Below are 20,570 nucleotides of genomic sequence, written 5' to 3'. Positions count from 1 at the left end.
CAGTGACCTCCAGGTTGGCGGGGCGTCCGGTCAGGCGGACCGTAGCCACGCGCAACGATCTAGACAAGCTGAACGTCCTGAATCAACTTCACGGTACCGTCCTACCGGACGAACAGCCTGCGCCGATGGGACCGCTCACCCGTCAGGCCCACCCATGGGGAGCACCACTGAGCCGCCAGCAGCCCAACAACCCTTCGGCCGCCGCCGTGCAGAAACTGCGCCTCCGCTACACCAAGCGGGGGAGGTTGCGCTTCACCTCGCACCGCGACATCGCTCGTACGTTCGAGCGTGCCTTGCGCAGGGCCGGAGTACCCATGGCGTACTCGCAGGGCTTCAGCCCTCACCCGAAGGTGTCGTGGGTCGGTGCCGCACCGACCGGCGTCGCCAGCGAGGCGGAGTACGTCGAGGTGTCCGTGGTCGAACAGGTCGACCCGGTGGCGCTGAAGCTCGCGTTGGACGACGCGCTGCCGCCCGGCATCGACGTGGTCGACATCGTCCAGGCGCGCGGTGGCAACCTCACCGAGCGCATCGACGCGAGCGAGTGGCGGATCGAGCTCGACGGGGTCGAACCCGCCGAGCTGGCGAAGGCGGTCGAGCTGTTGCTCTCCGCCGAACGGGTGGAAGTCGAGCGGCTCACCAAGAACGGCGTCAAAACGGTCGACGTCCGACCCGCGGTCGTGTCGGCACAGGTCGAACCACGTTCGAGCGACGCCGGACACGATGGGGCCGCATTGTCACAACCGTGTGGGATACTCATGACGGTCGTTCGGCAGGTAACGCCTACCGTCCGACCCGACGACGTGCTGAATGCGCTTCGTGTCGTCGCCGATCTCGTGCCGCCGGTACCTGCGAGAGCAACCCGGATGGCGCAGGGACGGCTCGACGGCGAAGGCTGGCTGGTGGACCCGCTCCAACAGGACAGAGAGTCCTGACGAGCGCCGGAACGCCGGCTGCGACGCAAACAGGAGGAGCGGCGCTGGAGGCGGCGTCGTCGTGGGACCTGCGCAAGCGTGCGCCGTCTAAAGGCGCCACGCCGCTGCGCGCGAGGCAAGGATTCCCGCCGCGAGCAGCGGCGGAGAGAGACAAGAGAGGCCCCTGCGCGGCCGCGTCCTCACGGGACGCGCCCGGGGGTGGAGGAGCTGCATGTCGAACACGGAAAAGCCCGCCGGTGCGACCGGCGGGCAGGGCGTGGTATCTGCACGCCCTGAGCTGGCTGATCTGCCGGACAAGCTGCGGGTGCACGCCCTGGCGAAGCTGCTGGACGTCAGCAGCAAGGACGTGATGACGGCGCTGGCCGACCTCGGTGAGGTCGCGCGCAGCGCCCAGTCGAGCGTCAGCCGCGACGTCGCGCTGAAGGTCGCCGAGACGCTGCTGGACTGGGACGACGTGGTCACCGGTGAGATCACCGAGGACTACGAGGCCCCGGCTGTGCCCGCGTTCGAGGCACCGGCCCTGGCGCCGGTCTTCGCCGCGCCGAGCGCCGTCTTCCTGCCGCCGACGCCGATCGAGCGCCCGAAGGCGCAGGTCTCGCCGTTCGTCGTCGAGGAGGAACCGGAGCAGGACGAGAAGTCGGTCGGCGAGATCGCCGCCGACGAGCTCGACGCCGCCGAGGCCGCTGAGACCGACGTCGAGGCCGACGCCGACGGTGACGACGACAGCGAGGGCCGTCGCCGCCGCCGTCGTGGCCGCCGTGGCCGTGGCCGCGGCAAGGGCGGGACGCGAACGGCGCCGACGAGGGCGACGAGGCCCAAGCCGAGGAGCCGGAGGCCGCGGAGGACGCCGCCGACGAGGCCGCGGACGAGGGTGACGAGGGTTCGACCCGCCGTCGCCGCCGTCGCCGTCGCCGCAAGACCGGCACGGAAGACGACGTGCTGGCCGAGGACGACCCGCCGAACACGGTCGTGCACGTGCGCGAGTCGCGTGACGACAAGGCTGACGACGCAGCCCAGAGCGAGGCCGCGCGCAGCGAGGTCCGCAGCATCCGCGGCTCCACCCGCCTGGAGGCCAAGCCAGGCCGCGACGGTCGAGGCCGCCGCCGCCGTGCCCGGTGCTGACCGAGGCCGAGTTCCTGGCCGCCGCGAGGCCGTGGCGCGAGTCGCGCGACGCGGCGACGACCAGATCGGCGCGAGAGGCCGCAGACCGCGTCCGGGCCCGCCTGGGGCAACGTCACCCGCCGCGTGCGAGGCTGCCGCCCGTCCCCGGTGCTGACCGAGGCCGAGTTCCTGGCCCGCCGCGAGGCCGTGGCCCGCACGATGGTCGTCCGCGAGCGCGGCGACCGCACCCAGATCGGCGTGCTGGAAGACGGCGTGCTGGTCGAGCACTTCGTCACGTCGTCGGGCTCCGGCTCGATCGTGGGCAACGTCTACCTCGGCCGCGTGCAGAACGTGCTGCCGAGCATGGAAGCCGCGTTCATCGACATCGGCCGCGGCCGCAACGCCGTGCTCTACGCCGGTGAGGTCGACTGGGACGCCGCCGGTCTCGAGGGCAAGTCCCGCAAGATCGAGCAGGCGCTGTCCAGCGGCGACTCGGTGCTCGTCCAGGTCACCAAGGACCCGGTCGGCCACAAGGGCGCCCGCCTGACCACCCAGATCAGCCTGCCCGGCCGCTTCCTGGTCTACGTGCCGGGCGGTGGCGCCACGGGCATCAGCCGCAAGCTGCCGGACAACGAGCGCAAGCGCCTCAAGGACATCCTGAAGAGGGTCGTCCCCGAGGACGCCGGCGTGATCATCCGCACCGCCTCGGAGGGCATCTCCGAGGAGGAGCTCGGCCGCGACGTCACGCGTCTGCAGGCCCAGTGGAAGGTCATCAAGGAGAAGTCGGAGACCACCTCCACCAAGGCGCCGGCGCTGCTCTACGAAGAGCCGGACCTGCTGGTGAAGGTCGTCCGCGACCTGTTCACCGAGGACTTCGCCCAGCTCGTCGTCCAGGGCGACGAGGCGTGGGAGGTCATCGACTCGTACGTCCGCCACGTGGCGCCGGACCTGCAGGACCGCCTGAAGAAGCACGTCGGCAGCAACGACGCGTTCGTCGAGTACCGCATCGACGAGCAGCTGCTCAAGGCGCTGGACCGCAAGGTGTGGCTGCCCTCGGGCGGTTACCTGATCATCGACCGCACCGAGGCGATGACGGTCATCGACGTCAACACCGGCAAGTTCACCGGATCGGGCGGCAACCTCGAAGAGACGGTGACGCGCAACAACCTGGAGTCGGCGGAGGAGATCGTCCGCCAGCTCCGGCTGCGCGACATCGGCGGCATCATCGTCATCGACTTCATCGACATGGTGCTCGAGTCGAACCGCGACCTGGTGCTGCGCCGCCTGACCGAGTGCCTCGGCCGCGACCGCACGCGCCACCAGGTCGCCGAGGTCACCTCGCTGGGTCTCGTGCAGATGACCCGCAAGCGGGTCGGCACCGGCCTGCTGGAGGCGTTCAGCCAGACGTGTGAACACTGCCGCGGCCGCGGCGTGGTCGTGTCCACCGAGCCCGTGCACTCGCACGGCGGTGGCAACGGCAACGGTGGTGGCCAGCAGCAGCCGCAGGGCGGTGGCCGCAAGTCGCGCCGCAACAAGGGCGGCGGCGAGCAGGCGGCCGAGGTCGTCGAGGCGGCGGTCGAGGCCCCCGAGATCGAGGCCGAGCCGGTCGTCGTCGATTCCGTCGTCGAGGTCGTGGAGCCGGGCGAGCCCGAGGACACCTCCGAGGTCGCGGTCGCCATGGACCAGGAGCACGAGGGCCACGGCGGTCGGCGCCGGCGTCGTCGGCGCCGGGACAAGGAACCGCAGGCGGTCGTCGACGCGGTGGTGGTCGAGGAGCAGGCGCTCAACGGCCGCGAGCCGCACGAGGACCTCGTCGAGGAGCCCGCGCCGATCGAGGCCGAGGACGTCGTCGAGACCCCGGTGGAGGAGCCCGCCGCCGAGGTGGTGGACGAGACGCCCGACGAGCTCGTCGAGCCGGTCGAGGCCGGTGTCGTCGAGGCCGTCGTGGAGGACACGGCAGCCGAGGTCGAGGCGTCGGCGGAGACCGCGGTGGAGGCGGCTGCCGAGGCCGTGGAGGCCGCGGAACAGCCCGCTGCCGCCGTGACCCCGGAACAGGCTCCCGAGCCCGTCGCCGAGGCCCCCGGCCGTCCGTCGTCGTGCCGCCAAGCGCGCCGCCGGTGCCCCGGTCGCCGTCGAGGCGCCTCCCGTGGTGCCCGTCGAACTGCCCAAGCAGCCGGAGGTCCAGCTGCCCGCACCGGTGGTCACCACCCGCAGGCGCCGCACCGTCTCGCGCCCCGCGGGCCCGCCGGTCCAGGACGCCTGACCGTTCCACCCGTAACGCACGCGGGGACCTTTCGTACTCTCACCCGGTACGGAAGGTCCCCGCGTGCGTTTGCGCAGGCGTTGTGGAAGGTGCTGTGAGGGATGGCACAGCCTGCGCAAACGCGATCAGGGCACCCCAGTTTGCTCCTGGTGTACCCACTCCCGTAACCTTGTCTGCGGCCCGCCATCCGACGGGTCCTGTCGTGTGCCCCCTCTGCTGTTTTTGGCGCAGATGGGTTGGCGCACGGCCCGTCACCATCGAGTAGCAGGAGACTTCCGTCCTGATGTACGCGATCGTCAAGACCGGCGGCAAGCAGTACAAGGTCGCTGTCGGCGACATCGTCGAGGTCGAGAAGCTCGAGGGCGAGCCGGGCACCGAAATCTCCCTCCAGGCGCTGCTCGTGGTCGACGGCACCGACGTCACCGCTGACGCGGACGCCCTGGCGAAGTTCTCGGTTACCGGCAAGCTGGTCGAGCACACCAAGGGCCCGAAGATTCGCATCCACAAGTTCAAGAACAAGACCGGCTACCACAAGCGACAGGGTCACCGTCAGAAGCTGACCCGCGTCGAGGTCACCGGCATCACCGGTAAGTGAGGACCTGACTTCTCATGGCACACAAAAAGGGTGCATCCAGTTCCCGCAACGGCCGTGACTCCAACCCCCAGTACCTGGGTGTGAAGCGGTTCGGCGGTCAGGTCGTCAAGGCCGGCGAGATCCTGATCCGCCAGCGCGGCACCAAGTTCCACCCCGGCGTCGGCGTCGGCATCGGCAAGGACGACACGCTGTTCGCCCTGCTGCCGGGTGCGGTGGAGTTCGGTACGAAGCGCGGTCGCAAGACCGTCAACATCGTTCCGGTCGCGGTCTGAGGACCGTTTCCGCGACGTAGATAGACCTTTGCGAGGGGCGGGACCGGTCATCCGGCACCGCCCCTCGTTGTTTGTCCAGGACTTTTGAGAGGAAGTAGTTCCGTGGCCCGCTTCGTAGACCGGGTGGTGATCCACGCTGCCGCCGGCAACGGGGGCAACGGTTGCGCTTCAGTGCACCGCGAGAAGTTCAAGCCGCTCGGCGGCCCGGACGGCGGTAACGGGGGCAGTGGCGGCAACGTCATCCTCGTCGTCGACTCGCAGGTGCACACCCTGCTCGACTTCCACTTCCGCCCGCACGCCTCCGCCACCAGCGGCAAGGCCGGAGCCGGCGCGAACCGCGACGGCGCGAACGGCGAGGACCTGATCCTGCGCGTCCCGGACGGCACCGTCGTGCTGACCGAGGCCGGCGAGGTCGTCGCCGACCTCGTCGGCGAGGGCACTCAGCTGATCGCCGCCGCCGGTGGCCGTGGTGGTCTGGGCAACGCCTCGCTCGCGTCCAAGGCCCGCAAGGCCCCCGGTTTCGCGTTGCTCGGTGAGCCGGGCGAGACCCGCGACCTGGTGCTGGAGCTCAAGTCCGTCGCGGACGTCGGCCTGCTCGGGTTCCCGTCGGCCGGCAAGTCGTCGCTGATCTCGGTGCTGTCCGCGGCGAAGCCGAAGATCGCCGACTACCCGTTCACCACACTCGTGCCGAACCTCGGCGTGATCACCGCGGGCGACACCATCTTCACGATGGCCGACGTTCCCGGCCTGATCCCCGGCGCCTCGCAGGGCAAGGGCCTCGGCCTGGACTTCCTGCGCCACATCGAGCGCACCGCCGTTCTCGCGCACGTCGTGGACTGCGCGACCTACGAGCCCGGCCGTGACCCGATCGCGGACATCGACGCGCTGGAGAAGGAGCTCTCGGAGTACACGCCGTCGCTGGGCGGCAACTTCGAGGACCGGCCGCGCGTGGTCATCCTCAACAAGGTCGACATCCCGGACGCCCAGGACCTCGCCGACATCGTCCGCCCGGAGATCGAGGCCCGCGGCCTGCCGGTCTTCGAGGTGTCGACCGTGTCCCGCCAGGGCCTGCGGGAGCTCACGTTCAAGCTGGCCGAGGTCGTGCGCGAGTACCGCGAGGCCCAGCCGAAGAAGGAGTCGACCCGGATCGTCCTGCGGCCGACCGCCGTGGACGACGAGGGCTTCACCGTGACCGAGGACCCCTCGGTCGAGGGTGGCTTCATCGTGCGGGGCGACCGCCCCGAGCGCTGGATCCGCCAGACCGACTTCTCCAACGACGAAGCCGTCGGTTACCTCGCGGACCGCCTGAACAGGCTGGGCGTCGAGGACAAGCTCGTGAAGATGGGCGCTGTTCCCGGCTGCCAGGTCACCATCGGCGACCTGGTGTTCGACTGGGAGCCGACGACCCCGGCCGGCATCGCGATGACGATGACCGGACGTGGCACGGACGTCCGCCTCGAGCGCAACGACCGCATCGGCGCCCACGAGCGCAAGGCCTTGAAGAAGGCCCGTCGTGCACCCGGCGCCGGCGACTACGGTGACGACTTCGACGAGGAGTAACCCGTGACGGCCCCCGTGGTCTCACCAGCTCGCAACGCGGTCGCCTCGGCGAACCGCATCGTGGTCAAGGTCGGTTCTTCTTCTTTGACCACAGCGGAAGGGGGCCTCGACCCGGCGCGGCTGGACGCGCTGGTCGACGCCCTCGCCGCCCGGTGCGCGGCGGGCAGCCAGGTCGTGCTCGTGTCCTCCGGCGCGATCGCCGCGGGCCTGGCGCCGTTGAAGATCTCCCGCCGCCCCCGTGACCTCGCCACCCAGCAGGCTGCAGCGAGCGTCGGCCAGCTGACGCTCGCGCACGCGTACGCGAACTCGTTCGGCCGCTACTCGCTGACAGTCGGCCAGGTGCTGCTGACCGCGGACGACGTGGTGCGCCGCGCCCACTACCGCAACGCGCAGCGCACGTTCTCGCGGTTGCTGGCGTTGGGCGCGGTTCCCGTCGTGAACGAGAACGACACCGTTGCCACCGAAGAGATCCGCTTCGGCGACAACGACCGCCTCGCCGCACTGGTCGCACACCTCGTCGGCGCCGACGCGTTGTTCCTGCTGTCCGATGTGGACGCTCTGTACTCCGGCGACCCGCGTCGGCCAGGTGCCGTGCGCATCTCCGAGGTCGCGTCGGCCGCGGACGTCGACGGCGTGCGAGCGGGCACGGTCGGCGCGTCCGGCCTCGGCACCGGCGGCATGGCCTCCAAGCTCGCCGCCGCCAGGCTCGCGTCCTCCGCCGGCATCCCGGTCCTGCTGACGAGCGCCACCGAAGCCCACCGCGCGTTGACCGCCGCCGACGTCGGAACCGCTTTCGCCGCAACGGGTTCACGCCTCACCGCCCGCCGCTTCTGGCTCGGCTACGCCACCGACGCCAACGGCCGCCTGCACCTCGACGACGGCGCCGTCGCCGCCGTCGTGGGCCGCCGCCGCTCACTGCTCGCCGCCGGCATCACCGGTGTGGACGGCGACTTCGAGGCGGGCGACGTCGTCGAACTGGTCAGCCTCGCCGGCGAGGTAGTGGCCCGCGGCGTCGTGGGCTACGACGCGGCCGAGCTGCCGTCGTTGATCGGCCGCAAGTCCCACGACCTGCCCGCCGAACAGCGCCGCGAGGTCGTGCACGCCGATGACCTGGTGCCGCTGCACCGCTAACCTCGGTCACATGGCCCGGTTGCACGACATCGTCATCGACTGCGCACATCCCGCCTCGCTCGCCCGCTTCTGGGCGGCCGCGCTGGACGACCACGAGATCGCGCCGTACGACGACGAAGAGCTCGAACGGTTGCGCGGCAAGGGAATCAACGACCCCGAGGACGACCCGTCCGTGTTGCTGGACGGGTCGCCGAGGTTGTTCTTCAACCGCGTGCCGGAACCCAAGACCGGCAAGAACCGCGTGCACGTCGACCTCTGGTGCGACGACGTGGAGGCCGAGGTGGCACGACTCGTCGCGCTCGGAGCAGCGGTCGTCAGCCAAGACGGCGTGTGGTTCGTGCTCGCAGACCCCGAGGGCAACGAGTTCTGCCTCAGCTCAACCGAACACCCTTTGTCTCCGGAAGGGTGAGGATCGCGAGGAACGTGATCACCGCCGCCACCGCCACGTACCAGAAGAACGTGGTCCCCGGCAGCGCCTGGATCACCAACGGCGCCGTACCACCGAACAACGCCACCGTGAGGTTGTACCAAGCCCCGATCCCGAGCCCGCGCAGCTCGGTCGGGAACAGCTCGCTCATCAACGCCGGCGCGATAGACGTGATCGTCGTGTAGAGCGCGAGGCCGGTGCAGAACACGATGAGCAGGTTCCCCAGCCCGGCTGCACCAACGTGGACAACGGCACGATCAACACCGCCATCGCCGCCGACCACACCAAGATCTGCGGCTTGCGCCCGACCCGGTCCGCCAGCCACCCCATGGGGTACTGCAGCGCGATGAACACCCCGGTGGCAATGGACAACGCCAGGAACACGTCGACATCGTCCGCACCCCTGGTCTTCACCGCAAAGGGCGTCAACGCCGAAAAGAACGTGTAGAAGCACAACGTCGACAGCAACGTGAACCCCACCAGCTGCCCCACCGCCTTGGGGTGCTCCCGCAACGTCATCAGCAACGGGTTCTTCAGACTCTCCGCCTTGGCCCGGTTCTCCTCGAACTGCTCGGTCTCCGGCAACGCCCGCCGCAACCACAACCCCACCAGCCCGAGCACCCCGCCCACCAGGAACGGCACCCGCCACCCGTACGACGCCATCGCCGCCGCATCCAAACTCCGGCTCAGGAAGAACCCGAGCAACGACGCCACCAGCACCGCCGCCCCGGTCGAGATGTAGAAGAACGACGAGTACCGCCCCCGATGACTGGGCTCGGCGATCTCCCCCAGATAAGCCGACGCGTTGGACACCTCACCACCCAACGCCATCCCCTGAGCAATCCGCGCCAGCACCAACAGCGCCGGCGACAACCACCCGACCTGCTCGAACGTCGGCAACAACCCGATCATCGCCGACCCACCCGACATGAGCACGATGGTCAGCAACATCGCCGTCCGCCGCCCACGGACATCCGCGAACCGCCCCAGCAGGTACCCACCGAGCGGCCGGAAGAAGAAAGCAAGCGCAAACGTCGCGAACGTGCTCAGCAACGCCGCGGCCTCGTTGCCCTTGGGAAAGATCTGCGTGGCGAAGTAAATGCTGAACGCCGTGTAGATCCCCCAGTCGTACCACTCCACCGCGTTGCCGGCCGAGGCCGCAACCAGCTTGCGCACGGGCAGTCGATGCGTCTCCGAGGTAACCGCCATGCAGTCACCCTGTCACACACGGCGACGAATCGGCGCGATGTCCTGACCCGCCACATCACTGCGCTCTGAACGCCGCCGGGTCAGCCCCACCAAGATGCACACACAGGTCTCTCCGCCACACCCCTGTTGACCTCCCCAACCCATCGCCTCACCGTTCCCTCACTCGTCCGGGTGAACCGTGTCCTGATCCACGTCCCACCGCGTCTCCTTCCCGTGCTCGCTCACCACGTCCCAAATCACGACCACCACCGCCGAGCCACAAGGAAGGGGGGCGGGCGACACCTCCACCTCCACCCACCAGCGATACTCCTGAACGTGCGATCCATGAGCTTGGTGACGTTGGTGGTCCGCGACTACGACGAAGCAATCCGCTTCTACGTGGACGGCCTGGGCTTCACACTGGTCGAGGACACCCCACAAGGCGACAAGCGCTGGGTCGTCATCTCACCCGCCCCCCAAGCCACCACCCCCGGCGCCTCCCTGCTCCTGGCCCAAGCCACCACACCAGACCAGGACTCCCGAGTCGGCAACCAAACCGGCGGCCGCGTCGGCTTCTTCCTCACCACCGACGACTTCGACCGCGACCACACCCGCATGACCGCATTCGGCGTCCGGTTCCTCGAAGCCCCGCGCGACGAGGTCTACGGTCCGGTTCCTCGAAGCCCCGCGCGACGAGGTCTACGGCAAGGTCGCCGTCTTCGAAGACCTGTACGGCAACCGCTGGGACCTGCTCCAGCCAGCCACCCCCTGACCCACCGGCGTCCCACCAGACCCCTCGCCAGCCGGAAATCGCCAGCCTGGTCGGCAACCCCGCCCGGCCAGGGATGTCTTGCCCTGCGCCCTGGTCGGCGACGCCCTGCCCGTCAGTCCCGGCCTGCGCCGCCATGCCGTCGCACGTCGGGTTCGCGGCGCGTCGCCGTTGTCGGCCGAGCCCGCAGCGCCGAGCCCGCAGCGCCGAGCCCGCAGCGCCGAGCCCGCAGCGCCGAGCCCGCAGCGCCGAGCCCGCAGCGCCGAGCCCGCAGCGCCGGCCCGCAGCGCCGAGCCGCAGCGCCGAGCCGCAGCGCCGAGCCCGCAGCGCCGTCCGGTCCCTGCCGCCGTCCGTCCGCGCTTCGGCTCACCCGCGCTGGCCGTCCCTGCCCGTCCGTGGTCGTCTCCGCCCGTCTGCCGCAAGGTCCGCCTGCGCGCAGCCAGATCCGCGTGCCGCGGGCAGATTCCGCCTCCTGCAAACGAATCTGGCCGCCCGCGCCCGTTTCGGCTCAAGCCGCAACCGGATCAACCCACCCGCGCCTGCCCCGGCGACACCCCGACCACCCGCTTGAACGCCCGGCTGAACGCCGCCTCCGACTCGTAGCCCAGGCCGCGGGCGATCTCGCTGACCGTGGAATCCCGGTCCTGCAAGCGGTTCATCGCCACGTGCATGCGCCATCGCGTCACGTACCGCATGGCCGGCACGCCCACGAGGTCGGTGAACCGGGCCGCGAAGGCCGAGCGGGACATCGCGGTGTGGTGGGCAAGACGTTCGACGGTCCAGGGGTGGGCCGGGTCGCGGTGGATCAGGGCCAGGGCCTGGCCGATCTGGTTGTCCTGCAACGCTCCCAGCCAGCCGGTGCGGGCGGCGGGGTCGTTGGCGAGCCATGAACGGATCGTCTGGATCACCAGCACGTCCGCGAGTCGGGTGATCACCGCTTCGCCGCCGGGGCGCAGGGATCGGGCTTCGGCGGCCATCAGGTCGATGGTCGCGCGCATGTCGTCAGCCTGTTGGACGTGCAGCACGTTCGGCAACACCTCGATGAGGTGCTTGGCGGCTGGGTGGTCGAACTTCACGGCACCGCACACGAGGTGCGTCACCGCGCCGCCGTCGCCGTGGCGGAGGATTGCATAGTTTTCGGTTTCGAATGTGTGCGGCAGCGTCGTCACGATCGGTGACTCGGCGTCGGGGGTGCTGAACAGGCGGTGGCCCTGGCCGCCGGGGACGAGCATGACGTCGCCGGGAGCGAGCTCGGTGGTCTTGGCGTCGACCGCTGGTGAGGACGTGGAACCACAGGCAGTCCGTCATGTCGGGCATGGTCAGGCCCCACGGTTCGGTCAGTTCGTTCCGGCAGTAGAACGTGCCGGACATCCGCAGCAGGTGCAGTGCCTCGCCCAGGGCGTCTGTCATGGTCTCATCCTGGACGAATGAGCAAGCGAGCGCGATGAATTGTCATTGAGAGTCCGGCGCGGGCGGGACAGAGTGAGCGACATGGAAATCACCACGTTGATCGCAGCCGCCGCGTCCGGCCTGATGGCCGGCACGTTCTTCGCCTTCTCCGTCGCCGTGATGCCCGGCCTCGCCGACCTGTCCGCCGAGCACGCCCGCGCAGCGATGCGGCGCATGAACGTGCGCATCCAGAACCCCGTGTTCCTGCTGCTCTTCGTCGGCAACGTGGTCCTGTGCGGCATCGAGGTCTTCCAGGGCCGCTATGTCGGCGGACTGCTCTACATCGTCGGCGCGTTCGTGCTGACGATGGTCGTCAACGTGCCGATGAACAACCGCCTCGAACGCACCGACGACGCCTACTGGCCCGAGTATCTGCGCCGGTGGACGCTGTGGAACCACGTCCGCGGCGTCGCCTGCCTCGCCTCGACGGTCACCCTGTCACTCGGACTTTGATGCCCCGCTTCGGACGCATCGCCGCCACGCTCGTCGGCGTGATCCGCTGGTCCAGCAACACCGGTTTTGGATGTTGCAGCAACACTTTCAGCATCACGGTCAGCTCGGTCACCGCGAGTCCGGCGCCGATGCACCGGTGCGGTCCGCCGCCGAACGGCAGGAACTCGTGCGGCGCGGGCTTGTGCTCCCAGCGATCGGGGTCGAACCGCAGCGGGTCCGGCCACACGTCGGCCAGCCGGTGCGTGACGTACGGGCTGTACAGGAGAAAAGTGCCGCGCTTGATCTGCTTTCCGGCGAACTCGAAGTCCTGCAACGCGGTTCGCGCGGACACCACCGCCGGCGGATAAAGCCGCAGGGTTTCGTTCACGACGTTGGCGAGGTAGTCGTCGTTCGCCGCGCGTTCCCAGACCTCGTTGTGCCGCAGGAGGTTGAACACCGACCACGCCATCGCGGCACTTGTCGTCTCGTAGCCGGCGGCGATCAGCGTCACGACCTGGTCGCGCACCTCCAGATCGCTCAAGCCGTCTTCCTCACGCACCAGCGCTGCGAGCACGTGGTCGTCGTCAGCCGCTGATCCGTGCCGGGCCTCCTCGATCGCGCGGTAGACCCGTGCGTCCACGGCGTTGCGCGCCCTCATCGCAGTGCGCCAGGCCGGGGCGTTCGTCCGCCTGAGCCACGTGACCACCGCGGGGTTGCGGTCGATCAGGTTGATCAGCAGCTGCAGGTGCGCGCCGAAGAAGTCCGCCTCCTGCGCCAACCGGTTGCCGAACAACGCGTGGATCGTGCTGCGCCGGATCGCCCGCCGGAACTCCTGGTACACGTCGACCACGGCACCCGGCCGCCAGTCGGAGAGCACCGCCTCGGCGTTCGACCGCATCACCGGCACGTAGTTGGCGATCTGCCGGTGCACCAACGCCGGCTGCACGAGCCGACGCCGCCGCTTGTGGTCGTCGCCGTCGCTGACGATCAACGACGTCGGCCCGTCGACCGGCACCAGCGACTGGAACGCCTCCTGCACCCCGAAGAGCTCGGAGTTCGCGAACACGAACCGGTTCGCCTCCGGCCCGAGCAGGTAGGTGTACGGGCCCATCCGCACGACCGGCCCGAACCTCCGGTGCAGCGCGAGGAGGAAGTCGGCCTGCCGGAACCGCACCACGTCCGGAGTCATGCCGACGACCCTGCCACACCGCACCCCGCCACGGGCGGCCTGCTGCACCGACCTGCCGCGCCGATCTACTGCGGCGGCCGACCCGCCGGCCACCACCGCGCATCCGTGCGCAACGGGTAGCCGCGCACCGGCACGAACTCACGACGCGACGCCACCACCAGGCGCCACAACCACACCACCCCGACCGCCGAGATCAACGCGAGCCCGAGCCAGGTGAAGACCGTGAACAGCAGCACCTGCGGCGGCGTCGGCTGCGGCAGGTACCCCGCCTCCAGCGCCTGCTCCTGCCACGGCTGGTCGGTGAGCACCAGCGTGAACACCACCGCGATGCTGTTCATCGAGTCCCACAGGGCGTGCAGCAACGACACCCCGAGGTACGCGGCGAACAGCCGCCCGGTGAGCATGAAGTGCTCGCGGGCACTGCGCGCGAACAGCACGCCACCGAGGATCGCCGTCCACAACCCGTGCCCGAACGGCGCCAGGAAGCCGCGCAACAGCTCCGTCGTCACCAGGTCGATCAGCGACAACCCGTGCTCGGTCAACGTCGCCGTGAGCGCGTAACCCGCCGACTCGAACGCCGCGAACCCGAACCCGACGCTCGCGCCCAGCACCAGACCGTCGCGACAGGACTTGTGCGCCAGGTGCCGCGTCAGCAACGCCAACGCCCCGAGCTTCACCGCCTCCTCGATCAGCCCGACACCCACGAACAGCAACGGCGACGGGTGCAGCAGGTACGTCTCCAACAGCGACGCACCCAACACGCCCAGCACGCCACCGACCGCGAACGTCCTGAACACCATCTCCCCGGTCACCTCACCGGAGTGGCTGTGCTGGAACGCCCACGCCACGAACGTGCCCGGCACCAGGAAGCTGCCCAGCAACACGATCGTCGGGATCAGGTTGGCGTTGCCGGTGATGTAGGTGATCACCACCGTCGCCACCCACAGCGCCAGACCGACGAAGAACATCCGCAGCCACGGCCGGCGCCTGCGCGCCTTGGTCGGTCCTGGTACAACCATGGGCTTCTGCTCCTTCCCGCCGCGACCGGGGCAACCGGTCACGTGATCACGGGCAGGAGTTTCCCGCTCACGAGCAACGCCGACAACTTCAGAGCCGGTCGAGAGATGTCGCCGAGATCAACCGCCTCCGATCCACCGTCAGCTGGAACACGTCCGGCCTGCTGAGGTGCCCGGTCGGATCGAGCTCCCGCCGGGCACCGCGCACCACCGCGGGGTCGATGTCGGCGATCACGAGCCGCTCCTCGTCCTTGACCGGCTCCACGATCCACCGGCCGTTCGGTCCGGCGATCGCCGAACCGCCGTCGTAGGGCGAGCTCTGCCTGGCGGCCAGGATCTCGTCCCGCAACGGGAAACCGGCGGGCACGTCCGCGTAGTCGATCACGGCACCGGCCGCGAGCGAGTACACGCCACCCTCCAGCGCGACGAACCGGGTGATGTCGCCGGTCAGCCTCGTGGATCCCGGCCACACCGACACGTGCAGATCAGGAGCCTGTGCATGCAAGGCGTGCCGTGCCAGCGGCATCCAGTTCTCCCAGCAGCACAGGCCGCCGACCCGTGCACCGCCGACCTGGTGCACCTGCAGACCGTGCCCATCCCCGTCGGCCCACACCAGCCGTTCTTCGGGGGTCGGCACGAGTTTGCGGTGCACGCCGCGCACACCGGCCACCGGGTCGATCGCCACCAGCGTGCAGTACACGGTGCCGCGGCCAGGCCCTCGCTCAGCGATCCCGAGGTAGGTGAACACGCCGTGGTCCCGCACGCACTCGACGACCACCCGCAGCTCGGGACCGGTCAACTCGATCGCGAGCTCCCGGTACGCCGCACAGGCCAGCTCCTGCTTCGCACCGTCGAACCGCACGCCTCCGGCCTCGGTGAGCCAGATCGGGTAGCCCGGTAAGAAGGTCTCCGGGAACACGACGAGCTCCACGCCCTCAGCCGCGGCTTTCCCCACGAAGTCGACCACCTTGCGCACCCCGGCTTCCAGGTCCATCCACGGACTGCGGACCTGGGCAGCGGCAACGCGCATCACGAGCTCCTTTAGGTTGAGGACCATGGCTGTCTCCCAACGCGAGCTGCTGCGCTGGCAGTGCGAGCTGACGTGGTCGCTGTTCGAGTACCACCTGGACCTGTTGGACCAGGCCGACCTTCTCTGGGAACCCGAGGGCTCCGTCGTCTTCACCATGCGCCACAACGGCACGGAGTGGGAACGGGACTGGCCGACACCCGAACAGGAGTCCGCCGGCGTGGCCACCATGGCCTGGTTGACGTGGCACATCGGCTGGTGGTGGACCGCCGCGATCGACCACGTGCGCAAGAGTGAGCCGCGTGAGGTGGTGTGGCCGGGACCGGAACGCGCCGTCGGGTGGTTGCGCGACCTGCACGCGGAGTGGCTGGACGTGCTCACCACCGCGGACCTGGAGGCGACCACCGACTTCCCGTGGCCCGACGGGACGATGACCGTCGCGCACACAGCCGGTTGGGTCAACGCCGAGCTGATGAAGAACGTGGCCGAGATCGGGCAGCTCAGGCGGCTGGTCGCCCGGTAGGGCCCGGCGTCAGTTCGTCACCGCCAGCGCGAACGGCAACACCGCGGGCACCCCCTCCTTCCTGAGCATCCTGGTGGCCACCGTCATGGTCCAGCCCGTGTCGATGTGGTCGTCGATCAAGAGCACCGGACCGTCCACACCGGACACGTCCGGGACCTCGCCGGAACGGACCAGGCCCGCGAGGCGTTGGGCGCTGTTGGCGCGGTGCGTCGACTCGCCGAGCCAGACGGTGCCCAGGAACGGCAGGCGGCCGATCGTCGAGATGCGCTGACCGAAGCTGCCGACCAGCGACGGGCGGCGGCGGGAGCCGACCGTCACCACGCCGACCGGGCGCTCGTCCCAGCCCCACGCCGAGAGGACCTTCACGCAGGCGGCGAACACGTCGTCGGGGATCTCCTGGTCGACCCCGTCGGCGAGCAGGTCGCGCAACCTGTTGCCCCAGCCGATGTCGGTGAGCCTGCCCAGCGCGCGCCCCGTGGCCGCCACCTCGGCCGCGGGGATCTTGCCGGACAACGGGACCCCGATCGCGGCCATGCCGGTCGGCCACATCTTGCGCGGCGCCACGTCGACGCCCGGCCGGAGCAGGCGTTCGCGGGCCGCACCGGCCGCGGTCTCCGACACGGCCACCGACAACCGTTCACCGGTGCAGTTGTCACACCGGCCGCAGTCGCGCGCCGTCGGGTCGTCGAGCTGGTCCTGCAGGAACTTCATCCGGCACGACGACGTCCGCTGGTACTCGATCATCACCTGCTGCTCGGCGCGGCGGGCCTCGGCGATGCGCGCGTACCGCTCGCCGTCGTACTCCCACGGCTGCCCGGTCGCCTCCCAGCCACCGCGCACGCGGCGGACGGCGCCGTCCACGTCCAGCACCTTGAGCACGACCTCGAGCCGCCCGCGCGACAGCTCGACCACCGGCTCCAGCGCGGCCGTCGACAGAGGTTTGCCCGCTCCGGACAACGCGGACAGAACTTGTCGCACGACCACCTCGGCCGGGAACGCGAGGGACGCGAAGTACGCCCAGATGTCGCGGTCCTCGTGGCCCGGCAGCAGGATCACCTCGGCGCGTTCGACGCCGCGGCCCGCCCGGCCGATCTGCTGGTAGTAGGCGATGGGGGAGGAGGGCGCGCCGACGTGCACGACGAAACCCAGGTCCGGCTTGTCGAAACCCATGCCCAGGGCAGAGGTGGCGACAAGGGCTTTGACCTTGTTGCCGAGCAGGTCCTCCTCGGCCCGCTGGCGTTCGGCGGTCTCGGTCTTGCCCGAGTACGCGGCCACCGCGAAGCCGCGGTCGGACAGGAAGGCCGCGATGTCGTCCGCCGCCGCGACCGTGAGGGTGTAGATGATCCCCGAGCCCGGCAGCCGGTCGAGCTGCTCCGCGAGCCAGCCCAGCCGGGACTCGGCGGTCGGCAGCAGCGCGACGTGCAACCGCAGGCTGTCGCGGTCCAGCGGCCCGCGCAGCACCAGCGTGCCCTCGTCGGCACCGAGCCCCAGTTGCTCGGTGACGTCGTGGACCACCCTGTCGTTGGCCGTCGCCGTCGTCGCCAGCACCGGCACGCCCGGTGGCAGCTCCGTCAGCAGCGTCCGCAGCCTGCGGTAGTCCGGCCGGAAGTCGTGACCCCAGTCCGAGATGCAGTGCGCCTCGTCGACCACGAGCAGACCGGCCGAGGCCGTCAGCGAGGGCAGCACCGTGTCCCGGAAGTCGGGGTTGTTCAGCCGTTCCGGACTCACCAGGAGCACGTCCACCTCGCCGGCGGTGACCTGCTCCTGCACCGCGTCCCACTCGTCGGTGTTCGCGGAGTTGATCGTCACCGCGTGCACCCCGGCCCGCGCCGCCGCGTCGACCTGGTTGCGCATCAACGCGAGCAGCGGCGAGACGATGACCGTGGGGCCCTCACCGAGCTGGCGCAGCAGCGCCGTGGCGATGAAGTAGACCGCCGACTTGCCCCACCCGGTGCGCTGGACGACGAGAGCCCTGCGCCGCTGCGCCACCAGCGTGTGGATCGCCGTCCACTGGTCCTCGCGCAGCACCGCTTCCGGGCCCGCCAGTGCCCGGAGGCGTTCCTCCGCCAGTTCCCGCAGTGCGATGTCGTCCATGGGGAGCAAGCATGCCAGGGACCTCTGACAATTCTCGTTGCCGCAGGTCGTAAGGTGTGAAGGGTGACTGAAGACCTGCGCGACCAGGTGCACGCCGCAGCCCGCCGCGCCCGCGTCGCCGCCGACGAACTCGTCCTCGCCACCCGTGAGCGCAAGGACGCTGCGCTGCACGAGATGGCCGCCGCCCTCCGCAACCGCGCGCCGGAGATCCTCGAGGCCAACCAGAAGGACCTCGAAGCGGGCAGGGCCGCCGGTCTGCCGGAGAACATCCTCGACCGCCTCACGCTGACCGAAGCGCGGGTCGACGCTGTGGCCAACGGCCTGGAAACCGTTGCGGGACTTGCCGACCCGGTCGGCGAGGTGGTGCGCGGCTCGATCCTGCCGAACGGGCTGGAGCTCAAGCAGGTCCGCGTCCCGATGGGCGTCGTCGGCATGGTCTACGAGGGCCGCCCGAACGTCACGGTCGACGCCGCCGGTCTCGCGCTGAAGTCGGGCAACGCCGCGCTGCTGCGTGGTTCCTCGACCGCCGAACACTCGAACACGACGCTCGTCGCCGTTCTGCGCGATGCACTCGAAAGCGTGAACTTGCCGGCCGACTGCGTGCAGCTGCTGCCGTGCCACGACCGCGCGTCCGTCACGCACCTGATCACCGCGCGCGGCCTGGTCGACCTGGTGATCCCGCGCGGCGGCTCCGGTCTGATCAACGCCGTCGTGGAGCAGGCGACCGTTCCCACGATCGAGACCGGCGTCGGCAACTGCCACGTCTACGTGGACGCGCACGCCGACCTGGACATGGCCGAGAGCATCGTCCTCAACTCCAAGACCCGGCGCACCAGCGTGTGCAACGCGGCGGAGTCCCTGCTCGTGCACAAGGACGTGGCCGCGCAGTTCGTCCCGCGCATCACCAAGGCGTTGCAGCAGGAGGACGTGACCGTTCACGGCGACGAGCAGTTCGCCCAGCAGCCGAACGTCGAAGCGGCGACCGACGACGACTGGGGCACCGAGTACCTGAGCCTCGACATCGCCGCGAGGGTGGTCGGCTCTCTCGACGACGCGGTGAAGCACATCGCGCAGTACGGCTCCGGGCACAGCGAGGCCATCGTGACGAACGACGTCGCGGCGGCGCGCAAGTTCACGGCTCGTGTGGACGCCGCGGCGGTGTTCGTCAACGCCTCCACCGCGTTCACTGATGGCGCGGAGTTCGGCATGGGTGCGGAGATCGGCATCTCCACGCAGAAGCTGCACGCGCGCGGTCCGATGGGCCTGACCGAGCTGACGTCCACGAAATGGGTCGCGTGGGGCGAAGGACACACGCGTCCCAAGGCGTAGCTCTACCTTCGGAGGTATGGCTCCCACCTACCCGTTCTCCGAACCTGACGGCCTAGCCCTCGATCCGACCTATGAACGGTTACGGCGTGACGAGCCGGTCACGCGCGTGACGTTCCCCTACGGCGGCGAGGGCTGGCTCGTCACGTCGTACGACGAGACCAAGTTCGTCCTGGGCGACCCGCGGTTCAGCCGTGCGCGCACGATCAACCAGGACGTGCCGAGGATGCAGCCCCTCATCGCGCCGGGCGGGTCGATCCTCACCTCCGACGGCGAGGACCACGCGCGCATGCGCCGGCTTGTGTCGAAGGCGTTCACGGTGCGGCGGATCGAGGAACTGCGGCCGCGCGCCCAGGAGATCACCGAGGACCTGCTCGACCGCCTGGACAACCCCGGTGACCTGGTCGAGGCTTCACGATGCCGTTCCCGGTCACGATCATCTGCGAGCTGCTCGGCGTGCCCTTCGAGGACCGCGCCGAGTTCCGCGGCTGGTCGGACCAGGTGATGGGCACGGTCGGCAACGACACCCCGCAAGCAGCGCTGGAAGGCATGACGAAGCTCCACGCCTACTTCACCGCACTTGTCGCGAAACGCCGTGCGCACCCCACGGACGACCTGTACAGCGCACTCGTCGCCGCCCGTGACAACGATGACCGGCTCAGCGAGGACGAGCTCGTCCGGTTCGGCATCACGTTGCTGGTCGCGGGTCACGAGACCACGGCCAACATGCTCGGCAACAGCGTCATCACGCTGCTGGAACGCCCGGACGCGTGGCAACGCCTGCTCGACGACCCCGCGGCCGTCCCCGGCGCGGTCGAGGAGCTGCTCCGGTTCGTCCCGCTCGGCAGCGGTGCCGGCTTCCCGCGCATCGCGACCGAGGACGTCCAGGTCGGCAACGCGCAGGTCAAGGAGGGTGACGCCCTGCTCGTCGTGGTGTCGTCGGCCAACCGGGACGAGTCCGTCTACCCGAACAGCGGCGAGCTGGACGTCGATCGAGAGGTCGGCCAGCACATGCAGTTCGGGCACGGCATCCACTTCTGCCTCGGTTCGCAGCTCGCCAGGATGGAGCTGCACGTGGCGTTGGCGGCGGTGTTGCGCCGGATGCCGGGTCTGCGCCTGGTCGAACCCGTCGAGTTCCGGAAGGGATCGCTGGTCAGGGGCCCGATCCGGCTACGGGTGAGCTGGTGAGGAAAATCTTGGCGGAGTCGCGTCACGGGGGAGTGGCGGGTGCGTTCCTCAGGTGCGCGGCTCTGCTTCGGGGTGGGCCGCGACCCGT

At 69.8% G+C, this 20,570-nt stretch carries 16 protein-coding genes and 4 pseudogenes; 13 read left to right on the top strand and 7 right to left on the bottom strand.

Features of this window, described 5'->3' with window-relative positions; all coding sequences use genetic code 11:
* Positions 1-2: 2 nt before the first annotated feature.
* From BBK82_RS04465 to BBK82_RS04430, 7 genes and pseudogenes are all read left to right on the top strand, one after another.
* Positions 3-932 (top strand): TIGR03936 family radical SAM-associated protein, encoded by a 930-nt coding sequence (locus tag BBK82_RS04465; RefSeq protein WP_335618045.1) that lies wholly within the window; start codon positions 3-5, stop codon positions 930-932.
* A 211-nt stretch (positions 933-1,143) separates the two neighbouring features.
* Positions 1,144-4,394, top strand: a pseudogene (locus tag BBK82_RS04455) (translation initiation factor IF-2 N-terminal domain-containing protein).
* 185 nt (positions 4,395-4,579) lie between these two features.
* A complete protein-coding gene (gene rplU, locus BBK82_RS04450; protein WP_065913850.1) occupies positions 4,580-4,891 on the top strand; it encodes a 50S ribosomal protein L21 in 312 nt (103 codons plus the stop codon).
* Between the two features lie 14 nt (positions 4,892-4,905).
* Positions 4,906-5,163: a 50S ribosomal protein L27 gene (gene rpmA / locus BBK82_RS04445; protein ID WP_053735607.1), complete on the top strand. Its 258-nt coding sequence runs from the start codon at positions 4,906-4,908 to the stop codon at positions 5,161-5,163.
* 102 nt (positions 5,164-5,265) lie between these two features.
* On the top strand, positions 5,266-6,723 hold the full coding sequence (obgE, locus tag BBK82_RS04440; RefSeq protein WP_065913849.1) for a GTPase ObgE: 1,458 nt from the start codon (positions 5,266-5,268) through the stop codon (positions 6,721-6,723).
* A 3-nt stretch (positions 6,724-6,726) separates the two neighbouring features.
* On the top strand, positions 6,727-7,854 hold the full coding sequence (proB, locus tag BBK82_RS04435; protein ID WP_083267775.1) for a glutamate 5-kinase: 1,128 nt from the start codon (positions 6,727-6,729) through the stop codon (positions 7,852-7,854).
* Between the two features lie 10 nt (positions 7,855-7,864).
* Positions 7,865-8,263: a VOC family protein gene (locus BBK82_RS04430; protein WP_065913848.1), complete on the top strand. Its 399-nt coding sequence runs from the start codon at positions 7,865-7,867 to the stop codon at positions 8,261-8,263.
* On the opposite strand, the pseudogene BBK82_RS04425 reads toward BBK82_RS04430, so the two are convergent.
* A pseudogene (locus tag BBK82_RS04425) lies at positions 8,226-9,490 on the bottom strand (MFS transporter). The gene BBK82_RS04430 and the pseudogene BBK82_RS04425 overlap by 38 nt on opposite strands.
* A 324-nt stretch (positions 9,491-9,814) precedes the next feature.
* On the opposite strand from BBK82_RS04425, the pseudogene BBK82_RS53740 reads away from it, so the two are divergent.
* Positions 9,815-10,078, top strand: a pseudogene (locus BBK82_RS53740) (VOC family protein); the annotation flags it as partial.
* 684 nt (positions 10,079-10,762) lie between these two features.
* Here the strand turns inward: BBK82_RS53740 and BBK82_RS56610 are convergent.
* Positions 10,763-11,470 carry an AraC family transcriptional regulator gene (locus tag BBK82_RS56610; protein WP_218920574.1) on the bottom strand — a complete coding sequence of 236 codons (708 nt, stop codon included), beginning with the start codon at positions 11,468-11,470 and terminating at the stop codon, positions 10,763-10,765.
* A 94-nt stretch (positions 11,471-11,564) separates the two neighbouring features.
* Positions 11,565-11,609, bottom strand: a pseudogene (locus tag BBK82_RS56605) (hypothetical protein); the annotation flags it as partial.
* Between the two features lie 120 nt (positions 11,610-11,729).
* Between BBK82_RS56605 and BBK82_RS04410 the strand changes: the two are divergent.
* Entirely contained in the window at positions 11,730-12,140 is a 411-nt protein-coding gene (locus tag BBK82_RS04410; protein WP_065920809.1) for an anthrone oxygenase family protein, read from the top strand.
* Here the strand turns inward: BBK82_RS04410 and BBK82_RS04405 are convergent.
* From BBK82_RS04405 to BBK82_RS04395, 3 genes are all read right to left on the bottom strand, one after another.
* Positions 12,118-13,308 carry a cytochrome P450 gene (locus tag BBK82_RS04405; protein ID WP_065920808.1) on the bottom strand — a complete coding sequence of 397 codons (1,191 nt, stop codon included), beginning with the start codon at positions 13,306-13,308 and terminating at the stop codon, positions 12,118-12,120. The two genes, BBK82_RS04410 and BBK82_RS04405, sit on opposite strands and share 23 nt — an antisense overlap.
* A gap of 65 nt (positions 13,309-13,373) precedes the next feature.
* Positions 13,374-14,327: a PrsW family intramembrane metalloprotease gene (locus BBK82_RS04400; protein WP_083267774.1), complete on the bottom strand. Its 954-nt coding sequence runs from the start codon at positions 14,325-14,327 to the stop codon at positions 13,374-13,376.
* Between the two features lie 88 nt (positions 14,328-14,415).
* Entirely contained in the window at positions 14,416-15,354 is a 939-nt protein-coding gene (locus BBK82_RS04395; RefSeq protein WP_065920807.1) for a carbon-nitrogen hydrolase family protein, read from the bottom strand.
* A gap of 25 nt (positions 15,355-15,379) precedes the next feature.
* On the opposite strand from BBK82_RS04395, the gene BBK82_RS04390 reads away from it, so the two are divergent.
* Positions 15,380-15,874: a DinB family protein gene (locus tag BBK82_RS04390; protein WP_065913846.1), complete on the top strand. Its 495-nt coding sequence runs from the start codon at positions 15,380-15,382 to the stop codon at positions 15,872-15,874.
* 9 nt (positions 15,875-15,883) lie between these two features.
* Here the strand turns inward: BBK82_RS04390 and BBK82_RS04385 are convergent, their stop codons facing one another.
* Positions 15,884-17,968 carry a RecQ family ATP-dependent DNA helicase gene (locus BBK82_RS04385; RefSeq protein WP_065913845.1) on the bottom strand — a complete coding sequence of 695 codons (2,085 nt, stop codon included), beginning with the start codon at positions 17,966-17,968 and terminating at the stop codon, positions 15,884-15,886.
* A gap of 63 nt (positions 17,969-18,031) precedes the next feature.
* On the opposite strand from BBK82_RS04385, the gene BBK82_RS04380 reads away from it, so the two are divergent.
* From BBK82_RS04380 to BBK82_RS04375, 3 genes are read left to right on the top strand one after another with little or no spacing between them, the layout of a single operon-like run.
* Positions 18,032-19,297 (top strand): glutamate-5-semialdehyde dehydrogenase, encoded by a 1,266-nt coding sequence (locus BBK82_RS04380; protein ID WP_065913844.1) that lies wholly within the window; start codon positions 18,032-18,034, stop codon positions 19,295-19,297.
* A 16-nt stretch (positions 19,298-19,313) separates the two neighbouring features.
* A complete protein-coding gene (locus BBK82_RS56175; RefSeq protein WP_335618044.1) occupies positions 19,314-19,799 on the top strand; it encodes a cytochrome P450 family protein in 486 nt (161 codons plus the stop codon).
* Positions 19,712-20,482, top strand: coding sequence for a cytochrome P450 (locus tag BBK82_RS04375; RefSeq protein ID WP_335618043.1), 771 nt, complete (start codon positions 19,712-19,714; stop codon positions 20,480-20,482). Before BBK82_RS56175 ends, BBK82_RS04375 begins: the two co-directional genes overlap by 88 nt.
* The last annotated feature ends 88 nt before the right edge of the window (positions 20,483-20,570 follow it).

The sequence above is a fragment of the Lentzea guizhouensis genome, from assembly GCF_001701025.1.
Classification (GTDB): Bacteria; Actinomycetota; Actinomycetes; order Mycobacteriales; family Pseudonocardiaceae; genus Lentzea; species Lentzea guizhouensis.
The sequence above is the reverse complement of the archived record's forward strand: the minus strand, read 5'-3'. Positions and strand labels throughout refer to the sequence as shown.